The sequence below is a fragment of the Oleomonas cavernae genome (assembly GCF_003590945.1).
Lineage (GTDB): Bacteria > Pseudomonadota > Alphaproteobacteria > Zavarziniales > Zavarziniaceae > Zavarzinia > Zavarzinia cavernae.
Window position 1 is genome coordinate 3,159,296 of sequence record NZ_QYUK01000011.1, and the last position, 16,101, is coordinate 3,175,396.

16 protein-coding genes are annotated in these 16,101 nt (G+C 65.3%); 7 read left to right on the plus strand and 9 right to left on the minus strand.

The annotated features are described in order from the left end of the window. Positions 1-329: 329 nt before the first annotated feature. From D3874_RS19140 to D3874_RS19160, 5 genes are all read left to right on the plus strand, one after another. Positions 330-1,457: an ISAs1 family transposase gene (locus D3874_RS19140; RefSeq protein ID WP_119779739.1), complete on the plus strand. Its 1,128-nt coding sequence runs from the start codon at positions 330-332 to the stop codon at positions 1,455-1,457. A gap of 184 nt (positions 1,458-1,641) precedes the next feature. Continuing rightward, the gene (locus D3874_RS30620) at positions 1,642-1,830 is read left to right on the plus strand and encodes a type II toxin-antitoxin system RelE/ParE family toxin (protein WP_233560039.1); all 189 of its coding nucleotides are present in this window, start codon (positions 1,642-1,644) and stop codon (positions 1,828-1,830) included. Positions 1,831-1,838: 8 nt separating this feature from the next. Beyond that, positions 1,839-2,147, plus strand: coding sequence for a HigA family addiction module antitoxin (locus tag D3874_RS19150; RefSeq protein ID WP_119779742.1), 309 nt, complete (start codon positions 1,839-1,841; stop codon positions 2,145-2,147). A gap of 577 nt (positions 2,148-2,724) precedes the next feature. Then, on the plus strand, positions 2,725-4,050 hold the full coding sequence (locus tag D3874_RS19155) for a site-specific DNA-methyltransferase (protein WP_119779744.1): 1,326 nt from the start codon (positions 2,725-2,727) through the stop codon (positions 4,048-4,050). Continuing rightward, positions 4,047-4,907, plus strand: a complete 861-nt coding sequence (locus D3874_RS19160) for a DUF5681 domain-containing protein (protein ID WP_119779747.1) — start codon at positions 4,047-4,049, stop codon at positions 4,905-4,907. Before D3874_RS19155 ends, D3874_RS19160 begins: the two co-directional genes overlap by 4 nt. A 3-nt stretch (positions 4,908-4,910) precedes the next feature. On the opposite strand, the gene D3874_RS19165 is transcribed toward D3874_RS19160, so the two are convergent. Next, a complete protein-coding gene (locus D3874_RS19165; RefSeq protein WP_119779749.1) occupies positions 4,911-5,300 on the minus strand; it encodes a hypothetical protein in 390 nt (129 codons plus the stop codon). Continuing rightward, the gene (locus D3874_RS19170; protein ID WP_199699156.1) at positions 5,297-6,241 is read right to left on the minus strand and encodes a restriction endonuclease; all 945 of its coding nucleotides are present in this window, start codon (positions 6,239-6,241) and stop codon (positions 5,297-5,299) included. Before D3874_RS19170 ends, D3874_RS19165 begins: the two co-directional genes overlap by 4 nt. A 118-nt stretch (positions 6,242-6,359) precedes the next feature. On the opposite strand from D3874_RS19170, the gene D3874_RS19175 reads away from it, so the two are divergent. Further along, a complete protein-coding gene (locus D3874_RS19175) occupies positions 6,360-6,563 on the plus strand; it encodes a helix-turn-helix domain-containing protein (RefSeq protein WP_119779752.1) in 204 nt (67 codons plus the stop codon). A gap of 383 nt (positions 6,564-6,946) precedes the next feature. On the opposite strand, the gene D3874_RS19180 is transcribed toward D3874_RS19175, so the two are convergent. The 7 genes from D3874_RS19180 to D3874_RS19210 form a co-directional block, all read right to left on the minus strand. After that, positions 6,947-8,755, minus strand: a complete 1,809-nt coding sequence (locus tag D3874_RS19180) for a sigma-54-dependent Fis family transcriptional regulator (RefSeq protein ID WP_199699157.1) — start codon at positions 8,753-8,755, stop codon at positions 6,947-6,949. A gap of 59 nt (positions 8,756-8,814) precedes the next feature. Next, positions 8,815-9,120 (minus strand): EthD family reductase, encoded by a 306-nt coding sequence (locus D3874_RS19185; protein WP_119779755.1) that lies wholly within the window; start codon positions 9,118-9,120, stop codon positions 8,815-8,817. A gap of 10 nt (positions 9,121-9,130) precedes the next feature. Continuing rightward, positions 9,131-10,138: a ferritin family protein gene (locus D3874_RS19190; protein WP_119779757.1), complete on the minus strand. Its 1,008-nt coding sequence runs from the start codon at positions 10,136-10,138 to the stop codon at positions 9,131-9,133. A 31-nt stretch (positions 10,139-10,169) separates the two neighbouring features. Next, positions 10,170-10,496, minus strand: a complete 327-nt coding sequence (locus D3874_RS19195; protein ID WP_119779760.1) for an MmoB/DmpM family protein — start codon at positions 10,494-10,496, stop codon at positions 10,170-10,172. 22 nt (positions 10,497-10,518) lie between these two features. Then, positions 10,519-10,854: a Rieske 2Fe-2S domain-containing protein gene (locus tag D3874_RS19200; protein ID WP_119779762.1), complete on the minus strand. Its 336-nt coding sequence runs from the start codon at positions 10,852-10,854 to the stop codon at positions 10,519-10,521. Continuing rightward, on the minus strand, positions 10,851-11,135 hold the full coding sequence (locus D3874_RS19205) for a toluene-4-monooxygenase system B family protein (protein ID WP_119779764.1): 285 nt from the start codon (positions 11,133-11,135) through the stop codon (positions 10,851-10,853). The genes D3874_RS19200 and D3874_RS19205 overlap by 4 nt, the downstream gene beginning before the upstream one ends. A gap of 63 nt (positions 11,136-11,198) precedes the next feature. Continuing rightward, the gene (locus D3874_RS19210; RefSeq protein ID WP_119779766.1) at positions 11,199-12,701 is read right to left on the minus strand and encodes a YHS domain-containing protein; all 1,503 of its coding nucleotides are present in this window, start codon (positions 12,699-12,701) and stop codon (positions 11,199-11,201) included. A gap of 336 nt (positions 12,702-13,037) precedes the next feature. On the opposite strand from D3874_RS19210, the gene D3874_RS30625 reads away from it, so the two are divergent. Then, on the plus strand, positions 13,038-15,782 hold the full coding sequence (locus D3874_RS30625) for a LuxR C-terminal-related transcriptional regulator (RefSeq protein WP_119779768.1): 2,745 nt from the start codon (positions 13,038-13,040) through the stop codon (positions 15,780-15,782). Positions 15,783-16,101: the final 319 nt, after the last annotated feature.

Consider the following 16,101-nt stretch of genomic DNA (forward strand, 5'->3'; position numbering starts at 1 on the left):
CGAGCATGGTGATGAGCGGAACGAACAGTCTGCCTGACATGGTAATCTCCTTGATCGATCATCGCTGGACGAACTCGACATCGAGACGGCCGCCCCTTCGCGGGCGAGCCGCCAGGCCGTGAAGGGAACTTCGCCGTGCGGGGCGACGACCGCGTCCTGCGCGGCGAAATACCAACTGTCGGCCGCGCGCCCGGCCTGGTCGAAGATGATGCCCTTGAGCAGCGGGACACGCTGCGCCCCTCAGGGGAATCGCATTTGGAAAATTGAGTAGCGCGGCGGGGCGAAAGGGATTCTGAAGGAGGCTCTGATGGGTATGTTTGGAGCCTTGGATGTCGTGGATAGAGAAGGCGTTTGCGTCGTTGCCGGATCCGCGGACGGGGAATGCGAAGCGGCATGACCTGCTGGAGGTGCTGACGATTGCGCTGACGGCGGCGGTGTGCGGGGCGGAGACCTGCTCGGACTTTGCGGATTTCGCGGTGGACCGGGAGGGCCTGTTCCGGGATTTCCTGCGGCTCGAGAACGGGGTGCCGAGCCACGACACTTTCTCGCGGATTTTCCGTCTGCTGGATCCGGCGGCCTTCGCGCGTTGCTTCGGGCAGTTCGTGGCGGATCTCGGGGCGGTGGGCGAGGGCGTGGTGGCGATCGACGGCAAGACGCTGCGACGCTCGTTCGACGATGCCTCGCACGGCAACCCGCTGGCGGTGGTGACGGCCTTTGCTTCGTCGAGCCGGCTGGTGATCGGGCAGGAGAGCTTCCGGGCCGCGGCCGGCGACAGCGAAATCCTGGCCGCGCGGGCGCTTCTGCGCTGCCTGGACCTGGAAGGCCGCCTGGTCACCGCCGACGCACTCCATTGCCAGACGGAGACGGCCCAACTGATCCGCGACCGCGGCAGCGACTATCTTCTGCGGCTGAAAGCGAACCGTCCCGCCCTGCACGAGATGGTGGCGAGCTACTTCGACACGCCGGCGGTCCGCGCCGGCCTGGACACGGCGGCGACGATCGATGGCGGCCACGGGCGGATCGAGACCCGGCGCGCCTGGGTCAGCCATGATCTGCGCTGGATGCGGGGGGCGAAGAGCTCCTGCCACGAGCCGGTGATGCTGCCCGAAATGGCCTGCCTGGGCATGATCGAGGCCACCGTCGAACGGGCCGGCAAGACCACGATCACCCGGCACTTCCACCTCTCCTCCCGTGGCTTGAGCGCCCAGGCCTATCTCGATGCCGCCCGATCCCATTGGGCCATCGAGAACGGCCTGCACTGGGTTCTCGATGTCGTCTTCGACGAGGACCTCGCCCGAAACCGCAAGGATCACGGCCCCGAGAACCTCGCCACCTTGCGCAAGCTCGCCCTCAATGTCCTCAACCGCGCTCGCCGCGACATCTCCGTCCGACGCAAGCGCAAACGCTCAGGCTGGTCCGATGACTTCGCAAGGTCCATCATCGGCCAAATGCGATAACCCTGGCGGTAGGGGCGTCAGCGGTTGAGTTTTGTACCAACGAGTGGTGCTTAGACACAGGAACGGAGTTGCCGGATGATCGTGAGCTTTCGGGACGAATGGCTGCGCGCCTTCTTCGTCGAAGGCACGCGGTCGCGGAACATCCCGTCGGAGCTTGAAAGCCGGCTCTTCCGCAAGCTCCAGATTGATCGACGACGCGACGATCGATCAGGACTTGCGGGTGCCGCCGAGCAATCACTTCGAGAAGCTGGCCGGCAGCCTGGCGGGGCTCCACTCGATCCGTGTCAACAACCAGTGGCGGCTGGTCTTCCGGTGGGATGGCAGTCGCGGGGAGGCAGCGGGCCTCTATCTCGACGACCACAGCTACAGGTGAGGCGAAACATGCTGACGACAAAGCGCAAGCCGGCCACGGTCGGCGAGATTCTGGTCGAGGAATTCATGCAGCCCATGGGGCTCACGCAGGCCGCGTTGGCGGAGGCGATAGGCGTTCAGCGCAAGCACGTCAACGAATTGTGCAACGATCGCCGGACCGTGACGGCGGCAACGGCGCTCATCCTGGCCCGCGTGTTCGGCAACAGCCCCGATTTCTGGCTCAACGTCCAACGCCGCGGCGATCTGTTGGAGGCCATGAACAGCCCGAGGGAGCGCGAGCGGATCGAACGCGCCAAGCCGCTCGGCGCTGCGGCGTAACCTCAAAATCCTGTCTTGAAGTGGCGGTGTGCGCAGTCGCCAGCGAACCCTGCTCCGGGTCTGAATTCCCTGTAAACAGGGAATTTTCGGAGATTTCCGCCCCGGATTTCGGCTCACAGCCCCTGCGAGGTGGCAATTCTCCCGTCTCTTCCGAGGCTTAGCCCACCGAGATGGACATGGATGCCCTTCAACTAACAGGGAATTCCTGCCCCCATAACAGGGAATTTCCCGGCACCAAGCAGCGATGGCCAAGGCGGTGATCAGGCCACGGCCAAATCTCGATCAGGCGCAACCTTCGGCAGTGCCCCCTCTCCCCTCTGATGAAACTTTCGCGGTCTCGCCCGTGGCCCCTTCAAACCCCGCCCGCCGATCCCCATATGCGCTTTGCCTGAGACGATGGGCACGCACAGCATGGGCTCGTGCGCTGCCGGTTGTCGCTAGGCGGTGTGCTGAACATGGGTTCGGTGCCCGCCGATAGGGTCCATCGCTCCCATGGCGGCAGGCGTGGTTTTCGGAATCAACCCCGGAGCTGCGCCCTTTTTGTTTGTGCGGGCTCCGATCAATTGGAGCCTGCCCCATGGCAAAGCGCAGCATCATCATCAATATGCCGCTCGAGGCCTTGAAGCCCCGCGCCGGTAATCCGCGTACCCACAGCCCCAGGCAGATCGAGCAGATCGCAAGTTCGATCCTGCGCTTTGGCTTCACCAACCCGGTGCTGGTCGATGCGAAGGGTGGCGTCGTTGCCGGTCACGGCCGCATCGCGGCTGCCCAGCAGTTGGGCTGGAAGGAAGTCCCCACCCTCTGCCTTGCCGATCTCAGCGAAGACGAGATCCGGGCCTATGTCATTGCCGACAACCGCCTGGCCGAACTGGCCGGCTGGGACAAGGCTTTGCTGGGTCTCGAGTTCCAGTATCTGAGCAACCTGGAGATCGACCTCGACCTGACGGTGACCGGCTTCAACCTGCCCGAGATCGATGCCCTGATCGCCGGGCTGGACGAGGAGACCTCGACCGATCCTGCCGATGTGGTGCCGCCCATCGATCCCGGCCCGGCGGTGACCCGCCCGGGCGATGTCTGGGTCATGGGCAAGCACCGGCTGATCTGTGGGGATTCGCTGTCAGCCGAGACCTATGCCCGGCTGCTGGGCGAGGAGCGGGCCCAGATGGTCTTTACCGACCCACCCTACAATGTGCCGATCAACCGCCATGTCTGCGGCCTGGGCCAGACCCAGCACCGGGAATTCGCCATGGCCTCGGGCGAGATGACCCCGACCGCGTTCACCGCCTTCCTGACCTCGGTCTTCGAGCATCTGGTCAAGTTCTCGAGCGACGGCGCCATCCACTTCCAGTGCATGGACTGGCGCCACATGAACGAGATGCTGGCCGCCGGCGGTGCCGCCTACACCGAGCTCAAGAACCTCTGCGTCTGGGCCAAGAACAATGGCGGCATGGGTTCGTTCTACCGGTCTCAGCATGAACTGGTGTTCGTCTACAAGGCGGGCAAGGCCCCGCACATCAACAATGTCGAGCTGGGCAAGCACGGGCGCTACCGCACCAATGTCTGGCATCACCCGGGGATCAGCAGCTTCGGCGCCGGGCGGGATGATCTGGCCCTGCACCCCACGGTGAAGCCGGTGGCCCTGGTGGCCGATGCGATCCGCGACTGTTCGCGCCGCAACGGCATCGTGCTCGATGCCTTCACCGGATCGGGGACCACCCTGGTGGCCGCGGCCAAGACCGGCCGGCAGGGCTATGGCATCGAGATCGACCCGATCTATTGCGATGTCGTCGTCAGGCGTCTGAAGGCAGTGTGCAAGTTCGAGGCGGTGCTGGAAGGCACCGGCCAGGCCTTCGAAGAGGTGGCGGTCGCGCGGCGAGCCGAGACGGTGGAGGCGGCAGAATGACCACCAATGACGATGACGAGGCGGTCGGCTATCGCCGCCCGCCTCGTCACAGCCAGTTCCAGAAGGGTCGGTCGGGCAATCCCCTTGGCCGGCCCCGCAAGCGCCGGTCGGCCGACCTGGCGGCAATACTCGACACCCCCGTGTCAGTCACCCGGGGTGGCCGCCCGGTGGACATGCATCAGAAGGAGCTCGAGCTGCGCCAGTTCCTGAAGAAGGGCCTGGCCGGCCACCTGCCATCGATCGCCTATCTGTTCGAAGAATTCGAGAAGTATGGCGCCCTGCCCGCGTCCAAGAGAATCGATGGGCTCGTCCTTTTGCCATCCAACGACATGCCCGAAGAAATGGCGATGTGGCTGTTCCTCAATGTCGGCCGGCCCCCCTGGTCACCGCGGGACGTCACCCGCGGCCGAACCGAATACCTGAAGCACCGAAGCGAGGAGGATCGGCGCTGGGATGAGCACATGAAGTACCCGGCCCTTGAAGATCCGGGCTACCGCATGGCGGTACCCGATGATACCGCGCCCAGGCGCCGGCCCAAGAAGGGACACCGCACCATCAAGGCTGTCGTCCAGGACATCGCCGAGGAACGACACAGCACCACGATCGACGGCCAGGCCTGTGACCTGACAACGGTCGAACTATTGGTGCATGCGCTGAATCGCAGGCGGCTGGCCGGCGAGGTGCGGGCGGCCAGGTTGCTCAACAAGATATACCGCCCCTACCTGGACACCGGGGCCGGCGTGGGTGGCTATATCGTCTTGCCCGAGACCGCGACCCCCGAGATGTATGTCAGATCAATCGAGCTCCGTAACCAGGAGAACGATCAGCCACGATCATCTGCCGCCCCCGTCAAGTGATGGTCAGGGCTCGTCTTCGATGGTGCCGACCCGGCGCCCCTGGCGGTCGCGGATCACCCGGTCGCCGGTGAGGTTCGGGCTGGGGCTGATGGTGTAGGTCCGCCGGCCCTGGGCGTCGCGCACCACTTGCTGGCCGCCAGGGCCGGTCTCCACCGTGCCGGCGCGTCGGCCGTCGCTGTCGTAGAGCTGCTGCCGGCCCCCTGCCCCGGGTTTAACCGTGCCAAGGCGCTGGCCCGCGGCATCGCGCCGGACCAGGGTGTCGCCGGCGCCCGGCGCGATGCGTTCGACGACCCTGCCCTGAGCATCGCGCACGGTCAGGCGGTCACCGGCCCAGGCCGATGAGGCCGCCAGGGCCATCAGGAGGCCCGCCAGGGCGGGTGCAAGGCCCCTCACCGCGTGCGCTCCAGCAGCCAATCGAACAGGCCCACGTCGATGGCCTTGCCGGCCAGGTCATCGCCGGTCCAAAGGTGATGCCTGGGCAGGTCGGGGATCGCCAGCTTGCCGGCCGGGCTATGGCAGACGAAGAAGAAGCGATCGCAACTGCCGTCACGGGCAAAGCGATCCAGGTAATCATCCAGGGCCGCCTGGTCGGTGCCGGTCTTGACCTGCACCCAGGCGGTCTCGCCCGACACCGGCTGGTCGAGTACCAGGTCGACATCCGGCATGTTCTGGCCCAGCAGGCTGGTCCGGCGCCAGCCGCCGCGGGCAAAGATCAGGTCGACCAGGGTCTCGAACTCTTCCCAATGCAGCTGGCGGATCATCTGCAGGGCGATGTCCTGCATCTGGCCCTTCAGGGCCATCGCCTTATCATGCAGGGGGTCCTGTTCATCGCGGATCCGGCGCAGCAGGTAATCGGCCCGGTCGATGCTGCAGATACTCATCCTGAAGCCGGCGGTGCGGGTCAGGGCCGAGCTCAGGTTCCGGGTCACCAGGGGCTCGCCCCCCAGGCTGTGGCCATGCCAGCCGTCGCGGGTCTTGCGGTAGCGGCTGGGGCCATCGGGCGATGGCGTTCCAACCGGGATCACCGGCCCTTCAGCAAAGGCCCACCACAGGCGCCCGCCGGTCATGGTCACCCATAGGGTGTCCTCGCCCAGCTCATAGAAGTCCCGCATCTCGCGCACCGGCTGGCCGGGCGCCTTGTGGCCCATGGCAGCATAGCGCTCGCGCACCGCCGCCCAATCGCCGGCGGCGCAAAGGCCATGGTCCATCACCCGCTCGCCGGCCTCGGCGAAGGGGATGATGCCCTGCTTGATCGCCTCGGCCGCCCAGCGGCCACCGCTGCCCAACTTGATGTACCGCACCTCACCAGGCCGGAAGGCCACCATGTCCATCATCCGTGCTCCATGTCGACGATCAGTGATGTGGATGAACGCTTGCTGTTGGCTCGGCAGTCAAGGCGAATGTCACTGATCGTCTGTAGACCGATCGTCGACAGGCGGGTGACCTCGCGGGGTGGATATCAGAGCCCGCCTCGCCAAGAATCTCCGACGCCTGCGGCAAGCCAAAGGCTGGTCACAGGAGGAGTTTGCCTTCGAGGCGGGGCTGCACCGGACCTATGTCAGCGACCTCGAGCGCGAGGCGCGCAACCCCAGCATCAGCATCATCGACAAGCTCGCCGGGGCGCTGGGGGTGAAGATCGGGGAATTGCTGGATTGAGAAGCCACAGTTTGAGAGCCGGTCCGCCCCGTCAGAAATCCGGCGACATATCACCAATGATCGCGTAGGCCCTGAGATGGCAAGCTCGATCACGTCAAGAGCAACACATCAGATCACACAGCGACGCAATAGCGTAAAGTACGTCAATTGCACCGCGCCAGGATTAGCGACTCAAAACCAAGCAAGGCTGTAACGTGACAATGGCACCGCTTTTGGATGCACGGCGTACCGCAGGAGGGTGCTGAGGGTCGAACCGAAAATCGCACCGAGCAAACGACCGCGAATGGCCAAAAATTGCTCGATGCGACTGAGACGACTTCACTGTTCCTAAGGACATCTCCTGTGGCTTTCTTAGTGGGCTGCGGTTGCGTGTTCTGAAATGGCTACACATGCCTCACCGCATCGGCGTCGGCCCCCTCCTCGATCTTCTTGATTCTGTAGGCGAGTTGCGCCCGGCTGAGGCCGAGGGCACGGGCTGCCTCGGCGAAATTGCCACCGGCACGGTCGACCGCGGCGCGGAGCAGTCTTTCTTCCAGGGCATCGAGCGGCGTCCGTGATGCCAGCACCGCGTCGACGACATCCCCGATTGCCCTGGCGCCGCCGCCGTCGACCATCGAATTCAATTCGCCTTCGGCATTCATGCCGAGAATATATGGATCGAGCCTTTCGCCCGAAATGAAGAGATGGCACAGGTCCACCTCGCCGTCCTCCGGCGCCAGGATCACGCCGCGTTCCACCATATTCTCAAGCTCGCGGACATTGCCCGGCCAGCCATAGGCGTATAGGCCTGAAATGGCGCGCTGGCTGAAGCCCGTCACCCTCTTGCGATGTCGGTGCCGGAAGACCTGGAAGAAGTGGTTTAGGAGCAGCGGGATATCCGCCCGGCGGTCGCGCAGCGGCGGGATCTGGATCGGAAAGACATTGAGCCGGTAATACAGATCCTCGCGGAAGGTTCCGGCCGCCACGCAGCCGCGGAGGTTGACATTCGTCGCCGCCACCAGGCGCACGTCGACCTTGCGGCTCCGCTGGTCGCCGACACGCTCGATCTCGCCCTCCTGCAGTGCCCGCAGCAGCTTGCCCTGGGCCGACAGGCTCAAGGTACCGATCTCATCCAGGAACAGGGTCCCACCGTCGGCACGCTCGAAACGGCCGGGGCGCGAGGCGATGGCGCCGGTGAAGGCCCCCTTCTCTACCCCGAAGAGTTCGGACTCGATGAGGGTCTCCGGGATCGCCGCGCAATTGACCGCGATGAAGGGATGGCCTTCCCGCCGGCTGATGCGGTGCAGGGTCTGGGCGAACATCTCCTTGCCGACACCCGACTCGCCAAGCAGCAGGACCGAGGCGCTGGTGCCCGCCACTTTCTCGAGCATGTGGCAGACGACAGTGAAGCCGGCCGAGGCCCCCACCAGCCGCTTGGCCGGCGGCGACGGGGGTTCCGCCGCCGGTTCCTCGGGCGCCTCGGTACTGAGGCCGACGACGATGCGGCGCTGATCCGACTTGCTGTTGGCGAAGGCATGCGGCTGCAGGTAGCGGATGTCCTCGTCCGCGTCGTCCCAGTCCGCCACCGGCTTGCCGATGATGCGGCAGGCAGCATGGCCGGTCGAGCGGCACTCGACCTCGCGGAACAGGATGGGTCGCCCCATGATCACGCTGGTATAACCCGAGGCATAGCCGATCTGCATCCAGCAGGCGGGTTCGGTGCCGATGCCGTAGGCGGCGATGTGCACCTCGTCCTCGCAGCTATCGTGCCACAGGAGCTCGCCGAAGAAATGGCCGGTCTTGGCGTCGCGCTCGATGCACAGGGGCTCGACCGTGACGATGCCCTCGATCATGTGGAGCTGCGGACCGACCGTGAAGAAATCATAGAAGTCGCAGACCCCGCCGCCGCGCACCTTGATCGCCAGTTCCGCATCCTGGGCGCCCGAGGCATAGCCCATGCGGGTGAGCAGGGCGCGCGCACCGCGCAGGCCCACGGTCTCGATCAATTCACGCCGCAGGGCACCCAGCGAGCGGACGTGCAGCAGGATCATCCGGCTGTCGTCCAGCCAGATCCGCCCCGCCTTGGGACAGAAGCGGATGCGCGAGGCAAGGTCGTCGATGCTGGGCAAGGGATTTTGCCCGGCATGATTGACCTTGTCGCGAATCCGGCTGATCACCCGTTCATTCGCCGGCTCCCCATAGGCATTGGCCATCTCGGTCCCCCATCGTCGATTTTTTGTTTGACGCCTGGATCAAGCAACCGGAACCGTGCTCAGGTGGCGACCTCGTCGAAGGCGACGATCTGCACGCCGCCGTCGGCGAAATTCGCCAGGTCCGCCGCCGCGGCCTGGCCTTCGGGCGAGGACAGCGCCGCCTTCACCGCGTCGCCCGTGTCGAATTCCATCCGCACCACGAGATAGAGATCGTTGCCGGCCAGGACCTCGACGCCCGACCGGCTGAAACCGACGGACTTCAACCCCGGCAGGCGGCGGACGAGCGGCAGATGCCGCTCGCCGTAATAGGCATCGAAACGCGCCGGATCGGTGGGCCGGCCGTAGAGGACCATCAACGTGCTCATGGCTCCTCCCTCAAAAGCCCAGCGTGGCGCGGAAGTCGCGGGTCGCCTGGCGGGCCGCAGTAGCCGCCCGGTCGCCTTCCGGCAGGCCGGCGCAGAAGGCGTCGATGGCCTTGTCGGCCAGCGGCTCCCACTTCGCCACCCAGCGGCTGAGCTGCGCGGTGTTGGCGTCATTCTCGCCCAGGAACTTGACCAGGGCACCGGTCCAGTTCCGCGAGCGCGCCGTATCCTTCAGGATGGCGTCGGAGAGCAGGTCCAGCACCGTGTCGTTGAAGCGCCGGGCCGCGCGGCCGAGCTGACGCACGCAAGCCTCGTCGATGGCGGGCTTGGCCACCAGGTTCAGGGCGGCGAAGGTCTCGCCGAACTCATAGACGGTGAGCGTGCGTTCCATCAGCTCGCGGAAGCCCTGCCATTCGGGCGCGGTCTCCCAATGGCGGCGTTCGTCCTCGTTGAAGCCGAACTGCCCATGACCCCGGGCAAGTTCCACCGTCCGGTAGCTGACGTGGGAGACTGCGCGCAGCGCATCGGCCGATTGGAAGGCATAGCAGTGGGAGATGGTGCTGGTCGGCGTCACCGTCGCGGCATAGGCCGAGGCCATCTGCACCGCATGCTGCAGGAAGCGGCCTGGCGTGTAGAGCCTGGCCAGCACTTCCAGCCATTCGGCGTCGAGGCCGCCGTCATGGCCTTCGCCGTTGAAGCGGTCGAGGATCTCCGCGACGTAGTGCTCCTGGCCTTCCTGGATGATGTTGTAACGCCGGTAGGTCACCTCCTCGGGATCGCGGAAGCCGTGCCAGTCGTCCAGGCGCAGCGGCGATTCCGCCAGGTTCTTGCGGTACCACTGGTTGACATAGGCGCTTTCCGCCAGCGACGGCAGGGCCGGCCCGGTGGTGCCCGGCTGGACGTGGTCGTTGAGGAAATGGACGTCGACCGCCACCGCCTCGTATTCGCTGGGCTTGCGGCGCTGGGCCGAAAGAGCGCTCCAGGTCTTGAGGCGCGTAGCCTCGACGGGACCTTCCTTCATGGTATTTCTCCCTGTGTTGTCTTCGGCTTCTTCAACGGCGCTGGTCGAGGAAGAAGCGGACGTAGCGTTCGGTGGCTTCGATCTGCCCGGCGAAGGAGGCAAGGATCGGCTCGATCTCCTGCATGATGAAAGGCCGGCGCAGCAACTCCTCGATCGTGGCCCGGCGGACGATGCACTCGCCCAGCACCTGCACCCGGAGATAGGCGCGCTTGTCGATGACGTTCACCTCGGCATCCGGATTGTCCCGGCGCATCGCCTCGACGACGACCTCGGCCAGTTCGCCGGCGCGCAGCACCGGCCCGACCAGGTTGTTGCTGAGGCCTTCGCCCGCGGCAGTGGCGGCGGCAGTGGCTGTCATTCGTGTTTCCTCCCTCTACCTGCTAGCTGCCGACGCGGACGGGCACGATCCCGTCCACGCTGACCAGCACCTTGTTGTCTTCGACCTTCACCGGATAACGCGCGAGGTGGCAGTCGGAAGGGTTGATGCCGGCACCCGAGCGGCTGTCGAACTGCCACAGATGGGCCCGGCAGGTCAGGACGCCCTTCTCGAAAGTCCCTTCAGAGAGCGGGATGTCCTGGTGCGGGCACAGCGCCTGGAAGGCGATCACCTCGCCGCCGAGCTGGTGCACGATCAGGATCTCGTGGCCCTCGACCTCGAGTTCCGTGACTTCGCCCTCCCAGACATCATCCAGGTCACACACGGCGTGAAAGGTCATTGCAGCCGGGTCCCGCCCACGGTGTCCGGCTCGAAATAGAGGTGGATCCAGTCCATCGCGGTGACGCCCGCGTCGAGCACATTGGCATCGGCCGGCAGGGCGTCCGCCTGGTCGATCTTGCGGGCGCGGACGCTGGAGGACGGATAGTTCGGGACATGGATGCCGACGACGAGCGAGGCGGCCGCGGCGATCATGTCGGAAACGCGGGCGGTCGACGGCACCGCCACCAGGTGGATGAGGAAGTCATGCTCGCAGGAGACGAGCAGGGGAATATCGGGCATGGGACAGTCTCCAGGGGTTCGCGGCCTGCCCGGGGTTTGGCACCCGGGCAGGCCCGCATCACGTCACTCGGCGGCGATCTTCTGGGGCCCGCGGCCGGCGAAGGCCCAGGCATAGTTCTCCGCGTCCTTGCCACGCTCGACCGAGGAGAGGCCCATGAAGTTCAGCGCGCCTTCGTAGTTGGGCGGCTGGATCTTGCCGGCCAGGAACTGGTCGATCAGGGTCTGGTGGTCGGCGTAGCGCTCCGGATCCTGCTCGAACACCCATTTCTCGACATGGGACTGGAAGTAGTACTTCTTGCCCTTGTAGGTGAGCATCTGGCCCGCCGGGTCCCAGGGCTTGCTGGGGTCATGGCAGATCGGCAGGTTGTTGAACGAGCACACCACCGGCAGGGTCTTGGGGATCGTGAGATCGGTTTTGCCGGCGCGGATGTTCTCGCCGATCTGGTCCCAGATGCGGCCCCACTTGTCGTTCCAGCCCGGATACTTGGCTTCCAGCCAGTCCCGTTCCGCCGGGGAGACGCCGGCCGGCACGTTGAACCACACCGTATCGCGATAGAGCCACCAACCCAGATGCATCCCGTGGTGGAACTCGTTGACGTCCTGGATGAAGTAGTCCCAGTACCAGGGCAGGTCGAGGCCCATATCGAGCACGGTGCGCTCGAACTGGCCGATGATCCATTCGTCCATGAACTCCTTGAAGGAGTCGGTGCGCTTCTCCAAGGGCGTGAAATAGTCGATCGTGGTGCCGGTCAGCAGCGAGAAGAAGCGGTAGGTGCGCCAGAAGCCGACGTCGACCGCCCGCTGCGCCTCGGCCTTGTAACCGTTCTTGACCATCAGCTTGAGCAGGGGCGCGCCGATCTGGGCGTGCCGCGACTCGTCCGTCTGGATGCTGGAGATCAGGTTGGAGAAGCTGGTGTCGCCGGCTTCGGCGGCATCGCCCGCCAGGCCGATGAACTGCATGTTGGTGAAGCCGGTCTCGAAGGCGAAGGTCAGCATGATCGCCGTCGTCACCGCGTCGCGACCAAGGAACACGTCGTCCAGCGTGGCCCGGGTCATGATGGCGCCCCATTCCTGGGTGCCCAGCAGTTTGTGTGCCCAGTTGAACTGCGGGCTGTGCTTCAGGCTCTCATGGGCGAAGTAGAGCTGGGCTTGCCCGTGCCGGATCTCGTCCAGCAGGCCGAAAGTCGCCATGTTGCGCATGCCGGGCGCCCGGCCGAAGCGGGCCATCCGGCCTTCCGAAATCTGCGAGCTCGATTCCGCCAGCGACACCGCGCCGAAGTGCAGCTTGAGGATCGAGTGCCAGCGCTGCCCCGCCTCTTCCATGAAGCGGGTGCGGGCGGCGGCCGTGTTGACGGCATAGACGCCGGCATCCTTCTCGCGCTGGACCTTTACATACTCGGCGTATGAGACCTTGTAGGGCTCATCATACTCGGCCCAGGCGGCCTTGGGCATGTTGAAGGGATCGCTGATCTCGGCCGGGAAGAGATCCTCCTCCCCGACGAAGCTCGGCGTCCAATTGGTATCGCGCGCGACGTCGTACCAGTCACTACGCTGCAGCAGGGCCATTCGCTTGTCCTCCCGTCCTGTTTGGCGGCGGCTGCATCCGGCGGGCCGGGCAGCCTTCGATGACTGCCGTTATGGCGGTGCGGACGTCACCTGACACCAGCCGAAAAGGAGGGCGCGAGGGCTTGTCGGCGCAGCGGCCCCCGTCGTGCCGCCGTCCAAAAGGACGGAACGTCTTGCTGCGTCGCAACAGATAACACCGGGCCTGTATTAATCCGCTAAGTGGGTACTTTAAGTCCGACAACGGGAATGACAGGCCCCCCTGCGCAGATTAGCCTTTGAACAGGGAGAGCCGGTGCAAGAGCACGGCCGACGCACCAGCAATCAAAGAGAAGAAATATGCAATCTTCCCGCGCATTGATCAGGAAGACCAAGCTTCAGCCGCCGCGCAACGACAGCCACACGATTCAGCGCACGCGCGTTACCGAGGGCATCAGCAAGGGTGGGCGGAGCCACATCATCCTGATCGCCGCACCTGCCGGCTCGGGCAAGACCACGGCGATGGTGCAGGCGTTCCACCAGTTGCGGGCCGGCGGCCAGACGGTGGGCTGGGCCAGCTTGGATTCGGCGGACAATGATACGATCGGCCTGATCGCGCTGGTCGCGGCAGCGATCCGCGGTGGCTTGGCCAATGCCTGCTCGGCGACGGCAATCCTGCTGGAAACCGGCCTGATGCCACCCGAGGCGATCCTGCAGCGCACCCTGCTCAACGAGCTCGCCGACCTGCAGCAGGATGTGACGCTGTTCCTGGACGACTATCACAGCCTGACTGACCGGCGCGCCATCGACCTGATGAATGCCGTCTTCGAGGCGAACACCCAGCACCTGCGCTTTTTCATCGCCACCCGCAACTATCACAATATATCGGTTGCCCGCCTGCGCATGCTGGGCGCCGTGCAGGAGGTGACGTTCAACGAATTGCAGTTCGACCGGGAGGAGACCCGGCGCGTCCTGCACTTCTGGGGCCATACCGATGTCACCGAGGCGCAGAGCAGCCTGCTCTGCCACAAGACGGAAGGCTGGGTCGCCGGCCTGCAACTCGCCTCCATCGCCCTCACCAACGAGGCAAACAAGGACTCGTTCATCGCCGCCTTTTCTGGCACGAACAAGCGGATCGACGGCTTCATTTCGGATGAGGTGTTCCAAAAGCATCCCGAAGCCGTGCGGGATTTTCTTCTCAATACTTCCATTCTCGACCGTTTCACCCTCGACCTGTGCAATGCCGTCAACCCGAAGAGCCCCAATTACGAGAGCATTAACTATATCGAGCAGTGGAACCTGTTCCTGATCCCGCTCGACGGCGAGAAGAAGTGGTTCCGCTACCACCATCTGTTCAACGACTACCTGCGGCGGAAGCTGACCGAGGTGCATCCGGGGCGCGTGCCGGAACTGCACAAGGCGGCTGCGGGCTGGCTCTTCTCCCACGATATGGTCACCGAGGCGATCGGCCACGCCTTCGCCTCGGGCGACCAGGAATTCGCCGGCCACCTCCTGGACGAGGGCAGCGACGCGCTCTTCTCTGCCGGCCGCGCGATGACGCTGGAAGCCTATGCCCGCCGTCTGCCGGATGCCCGGCTGCGCCGCCTGCCCCGCCTGCTGCTCGACCGTGCCTGGGAGAACCAGTTGCGCTGGCGCTTCGCGGAAGCCGAGGCGGCCCTGCGGGATGCCAGGGCTGCGGTGCAATTGCTCGACGAGGAAGATGGCAGGAACTGCGGCATCGACCTCGGCTACCTGCGCGAGAAGCTCTCCCACCGCGAGATGATGCTGAAACTGCTCAACGACGACTCGGCAGGCGCCCGGGCCGCGGCCCAGGCGTGGATCGACGCCCGCAGCAGCAACGACATGTTCATGTATGCCTCCTCGCTGTCGGCGAAGATCCTGACCGACCGGGAATTCTTCCGCTTCGACTTGGTCATGTCCCGGGCCGAGGAGGTGCGCAACCTCTTCATCGAGCACGGCGCGCCTTATGGGACCGTGTTCCACGATTCCATCGTCGGCCGGTCGCTGCAGCGGTGCGGCCGCCTGGACGAGGCGATCACAGTGCTGGCGCGCTCGCACGAGGTGGCGGTGAAGCTGCATGGAGCATACACCCCGCTCGCCTCCATGCCGATCTCCCTGCTGGCGGCGATCGCCTATGAGCGCGACGAGCTGGAGCGGGCACGCCGGCTGCTCGAGGGTTACCTGCCTTTGAGCAAGGAACTGGGCTTCGTCGACAACATGATGGAGGCATTCCTCACCTCGATCCGGCTTGCCTATATCGACCGCGACTTCGCCCAGGCAACGGCGCTGCTGGATGAGGCCGAATGCGCCGCCCGCCAGTTCGGCTTCGACCGGATGCAGGGCGTGATCCTGCTGGAGCGGGTGCGCGTGGCGGCCCTCGACCCCTTCTTCGCCCGGGCGCTCGATTCCATCGACCTGAGCTGTCTGCCGGCGGAATACGACGATCCCTGGCACCTGCCGACGCCCGGCTCGCGGCACGAGACGGCTGCCCTGGTTCATTGCGAGTTGCTGGTATCGGCGGGCAAGCCCAAGGAGGCCATCGCCATCCTCAGGCGCTGGCTGCGCTTCGCCAACCAGCGGCACGCGCAAGCCTCGATGGTCTCGACGGCGGCACTGCTGGCCAGGGCGCTGATCCGCGACGGCGAGATGGAGGCCGCCCAGCGCGTCCTGCTCGACACGTTGAAGAGTACGGCCAAGGCCCGGTTCATCCGCCGCTTCGCCGACCAGGGGCCAGTGCTGCTGCCCGCCTTCACCGCGATCCACCAGAAGCTGGGCGACCAGGATCCGGCGTTGGCGGCCCATGTCGGCGCCATCCTGGAAGCCTTCGGCACGGCGTCCCAGGCCAAGGCAGGCGAGACCGCGGTCGCCGGCGCCGCTCTCTACGAGGCGCTGACGGACCGGGAGGTGGAAATCCTGCGCCTGGCAGACAGCGGCTTTTCGAACGGCGAAATTGCCGCGCAGATGGTCATCGCCGAAAGCACGGTCAAATGGTACTGGCAGCGGATCTTCGACAAGTTCGCCGCGCGTGGCCGGCGCCAGGCTATCCGCACCGCTCGTACCCTTGGCGTCATCAACAGCCGCTGAACAGACCGGTCCGGTGGCCTTCGATGAAATCGACAAAGCGACACAACGGGGAACCCGCGCGGCGTTAACATTTTTGACCAACTCATCAAGGCGGCCGGAATCCGCGGCCCCCGCGGCCTTGCGCGCGAACAGCCGTCATGGGCCACCGGCGCGGCCGCGCAACCCGCTGCGATGCAGCAATGCCCGGCCGCTCGGGATTGGCCGATTGCTGTATATCCGGGCACAGCGGCCGCCCCGCAACGCAGCAAATCCCCAACGACCGGTCGGCAGGGCGCGCCGGAGAAGGTCCGGCACCGTGCGATGGGTCTAGCCTGCCGCA